This window comes from Rhizobium sp. PEPV16 (genome assembly GCF_008919455.1).
Taxonomy (GTDB): domain Bacteria; phylum Pseudomonadota; class Alphaproteobacteria; order Rhizobiales; family Rhizobiaceae; genus Rhizobium; species Rhizobium leguminosarum_Q.
Window position 1 is genome coordinate 353 of the sequence record NZ_VSZV01000106.1, and the last position, 4,337, is coordinate 4,689.

The 4,337-nt window shown below is 62.8% G+C and carries 4 protein-coding genes; all 4 read right to left on the reverse strand.

Going from position 1 to position 4,337, the window contains the following annotated elements; genetic code table 11:
• Nucleotides 1–174, reverse strand: a 174-nt coding sequence (locus FY112_RS01435; protein ID WP_151517463.1) for a redoxin domain-containing protein, incomplete at its 3' end; no start/stop codon positions are given.
• A gap of 271 nt (nucleotides 175–445) precedes the next feature.
• Nucleotides 446–1,444 carry a TRAP transporter substrate-binding protein gene (locus FY112_RS01445; protein ID WP_131629446.1) on the reverse strand — a complete coding sequence of 333 codons (999 nt, stop codon included), beginning with the start codon at nucleotides 1,442–1,444 and terminating at the stop codon, nucleotides 446–448.
• A gap of 13 nt (nucleotides 1,445–1,457) precedes the next feature.
• Nucleotides 1,458–3,290, reverse strand: a complete 1,833-nt coding sequence (locus tag FY112_RS01450; RefSeq protein ID WP_151517461.1) for a TRAP transporter large permease subunit — start codon at nucleotides 3,288–3,290, stop codon at nucleotides 1,458–1,460.
• Between the two features lie 118 nt (nucleotides 3,291–3,408).
• The gene (locus tag FY112_RS01455; RefSeq protein ID WP_151517462.1) at nucleotides 3,409–4,335 is read right to left on the reverse strand and encodes an ABC transporter permease; all 927 of its coding nucleotides are present in this window, start codon (nucleotides 4,333–4,335) and stop codon (nucleotides 3,409–3,411) included.
• Between the last annotated feature and the right edge of the window lie 2 nt (nucleotides 4,336–4,337).

Genomic DNA, 4,337 nt, shown 5'->3' on the forward strand with positions numbered 1-4,337 from the left:
CTCCCCGGCCAGGCCGGCCATGGCACCGAGCTCGGTCGTGCACACAGGCGTGAAATTCTTCGGATGCGAGAACAGGACGGCCCAGCCGTTGCCGATCCACTCATGGAAGCTGATCGGTCCCTGGGTGGTGTCGGCGGTAAAATCGGGGGCAATGTCGTTGATACGTAAGCTCATGGTCGGCCCTCCAAAGCCTTGTGTTAAATGTTATTCATCCCAAATCGAGGCCATGGGATCCGTCCGCCGGAAGCGGTCGCAAGATTGCGGTCATCAGGATCGCGCCGGCTGAAGGTAAAAAACTTCCCATCCCAGGATTTTCAGTAAGTCATATACCACGATCACCGAAGGCATGCTCTTTCGATTTCCGGCCTGCTTCGGCATTATTTTTCCGGCAAGTCCGCGGGTTTTTCCATCGTCCTATTCAAGCTGCAGGAGAACCGCCCCTCGCTCAGGCGGCCTGGACCGATTTGATCCTGTCGATGCCGCCGACGATTGGAGCGAAGTCGGCCCATACGCCCTGGGCGCCTTTCTGCCATTCGTCGAAGGCTTCCGGCTTCAAGAGCTTTCCGCCGTTGGCAAGTGCGATCTCGACGGATTTGGATTCGTCGTCGACGATCAGCTGGTTGAAATAGGCAGCCCCTTCGCTGGAAGCCTGCTGGAACACCGCCCTCTGATCGTCGTTGAGACCGGCCCAGAAGGTCGAGGCATAATAGATGACGCCGGATGCCCAGATGTGGCCGGTTTCGGTCATATCGGGCACCACCTCATAGAGCTTGAAGCCGGCATAGGCCGATTTGGTCAGATCCATCGCGTCGGCGACGCCGGTTGCGAGCGCATTATAGGTCTCGGTGATCGGAATGCCGATCGGCGTCGTGCCGAATGCGCTCCAGAGCTTGGTGTGCAGCGGGCTCTGGATGACGCGAATGCGCTTGCCCTTGAGCTGCTCCGGCCGCGTCACCGGCTCCTTGGTCAGGAGATGGCGGGCGCCGTAATTGATGAAATCGCCGACCACGAAATTCTGCGCCTGCAGTTTCTGCTTGAGATCGACGCCGACATCGCCGGCGACGGTCCTGCGAACATGGTCGGCATCGCGGAAGAGGAAGGGCAGATCGAGGATCTGCAGTTCCGGCGACCAGCCGGAGAGCGACGAGACCGTCGAGAGGCTGGCCTGGATGGAGCCGAGGCGCACGCCTTCGGCCACTTCCTTCTCGCCGCCGAGCGCGCCGTTCCTGACGATATTGAACTTGAACTGGCCGGGGAGTTTCGCTTCGACGAGTTCGCCGATCTTCACCCAGATCTTCGTTTCCGGCTTGTCGTCGCCGAGCAGCGAGGCGATCGTGATCGTCGTCGTGCGAGCGGCGGCGGTGCGGACGAAGGCGGGCGCTGCAAGCGCCGTTCCAGCGAGAGCTGCGGTCTTCAGGAAATTGCGTCGGTTGAAATTGTCCATGGGGTTGTCCTGTTTACGAGAAGATGATGGCCCAGGCGCAGAGGATTGCGAGCGAGACCAGGAGAGCGAGCAGATAGGGAACCACCGCCCGAAAGAGCTCTGAGGCGGGAATGCGCGTGACGCCGCTGACGACGAAGATCAGCATGCCGAGCGGCGGTGTCAGTCCATGGATCATCAGGTTGACGACGATGATCACCCCGAACTGAATGGGATCGATGCCGGCGGCGACCGCTGCCGGCAGCAGGATCGGGCCGAAGAGCAGGATCGCGGCGCCGATGTCGAGAACGAGGCCGACCACCAGCAGGATGACGTTCGACAGCAGGATGACCGCAAGCGCGCTGCCGCCGAGCGCCGTCGTCAGGTGCGAGATCAGTCCGGACACGTCGTCGACCGCCAGCAGGAAGGCAAAGGGGCCGGCTGTGCCGATGAGGAGACCGATTGCCGCCGCTTCGACTGCTGCCTGGCGAAAGGCGGCATAGAGCGAGAGAATGCCGAGGCGCGCACCGATGCCGAGCAGCAGCGTGTAGAAAGCAGCAAGTGCTGCGGCCTCCGTGGTCGTGACGATGCCGATGCGGATGCCGACGACGACGATGACGCCGAGCCCGAAGGCCGGGATTGCCTGGACCGCCGATTGCCAGCGCTGCCTCGCGTTTGCGCGCGGCAAGGGCACCTGCTCACGTACGGTCAGATGAATGGCGACCGCCAGGCATATGGCCATCAGGCCGCCGGCAAAGAAGCCGCCGACGAGCAGCGAACCGACGGAGAGATTGGTCGCGGTCGCAAGGATCAGGAAGGCGATCGACGGCGGGATGACATTGTCGAGAACCGATGTCGAGGCGATGATCGCCGCCGCCTGCGCCGGAGGGTAGCCGTGTTTGACCAGCTCGGGCTGGAAGGTCGATGCGCCGAAGGCGGCATTTGCGACCGACGAGCCGGAGGCGCCGGAAAAGAGGACGCTGGTCAACAGCGTCGTCTGCGCCAGCCCGGCCCGGCGATGGCCGACCATAGCGGCGGCGAAGCGTACAAGCTGGTTGGCGACGCCGGAGGCAGTCAGAAGACCGCCGGCGAGCAGGAAGAAGGGAATGGCGAGCAGCAGGAATTTCGAGATGCCGGTGACGGTCGCGGAAACGATCGCGGGCTCCGGCAGGCTGCTGCCGAAGGCGATGACGACATAGGCCGCGGCAAGAAAGGCGTGCGGCAGCGGCGCAGCAAGCACGAGGCCGACCGCGGCGATCAGTCCGAGAAAAATGCTCGGCGGCCAGTCGAGATCGAGCGAGATATAGGGGATGCCAGCATAGAGCGCGACACCGACGGCAAGCGAGATCAAAACCGGCAGGATCTTGCCTTCGGCAATGCGCTGCAGAAGCAGCACGACGAGGATGAGCGCGCCTCCGGCGCCGAGGAAGCCGAAGCGGATCCATTCCGGCACGCCGAGCGTCGGCGAGACGCCGCCAAGCATCGTCATGATCTCGCTGCCGCCGAAGCTCAGGACCAGTGCCGAAAGCACGGTGAAGACATCGGCGCCGATCGGCGTGACCTTCTGCAGGCTTTCCGGCAGCATCTTGACGAAGACGTCGAGGCGCATGGCAAGCGCGCTGTTGAGGCTGAGCGGCGCGCCGAGCGCAATCAGGCCCACATGCAGCCAGATGCCGAGATCCTCGGCGCCGATGAAGCCGGCGCTGAAGAAATAACGCAGGCAAACTGTGACGAGCACCATCAAGAGCAGCACGGCAAGAACGAGTGCCGCGGCAATGCCGAGAACCGCTTCGATCGCCCTCAAGGCGCGCGCGGCAAGTCCATCATCCAGAGCGGCCCGTTCGATCGAATGAAATTCGCTGGTGGCCACAAAACGTACCTTCTGACTTCCCTGCTGACATCGAACCGCGGCAGCTTCTTTTCGCCGAAACGATAGGTTTCCTCAAGCAGCGGATGCTGGAAAAGATGAAAGTATCGACAGCGGCCGATCAGGCCGGCTTCTGGCGGCCGTAGAGCAGGAGCATGCCGATGATGACGGCGCCGTAGATGAGCTGGCGGCCGGCTTCCTCGATCTGCATCACCGAGAGGATGGATTGCAGCAGGGTGATCAGGATGACGCCCGCCACCGTTCCGAGGTAGGAACCTTTGCCGCCGAGCACATGCGTGCCGCCGAGAACGACGGCCGCGATCGACGGCAGCAGATAGGCGTCGCCCATGGATTGCGACGCCTTTGACGCGTAACCCGCCAGCAGAACGCCGCCGAGCGCGCTGAGCCCTCCCGAAATAACAAAAGCCAGAAGCGTAATGCGACGAGTATTGATGCCGGACATGTAGGCGGCGCGCTCCCGGTTTCCGATGGCGTAGAGCGACCGGCCGAAGGTCGTCCGCGTCAGCATGAAAACCGCGGCCAAACCCACGCATAGCCAGACGAGAACCCCGTTAGGGAGTCCCGGGATTGTGTAGCCGGTTGCCAGGAACCGCATGGCCGGCGTGGCCGAATCCTGCGGGGAGAAGCCGCCGGTGTAGACGACCATCAGCCCTTGCGCGACGGCATTGGTCGCCAGCGTGATGATCATCGAGGGAATGCGGAGATAGGCGACCGCCAGGCCGTTGACGAGACCGATCGCAGCGCCGCAGAAAATGCCGAAGGGGATCGCCAGAACCGAGCCGGTCGTACCGTAAGCCGTCGCGGCGCAGGCCATCATCGCACCTGTCGTCACGACCCATGGCACCGAAAGGTCGATCTGGCCGAGCAGGATGACCGCCATCATGCCGGTGGCGATGACGCCGAGGAACGAGGCCACCTTCAGCTGCTGCAGTAGATAATCCGGCGACAGGAAATTCGGCGAATAGATCGATCCGGCGAGCAGAAGCAGGATGATGCATCCGAAGGCGGTTGCCACCGCCGGATCGATAC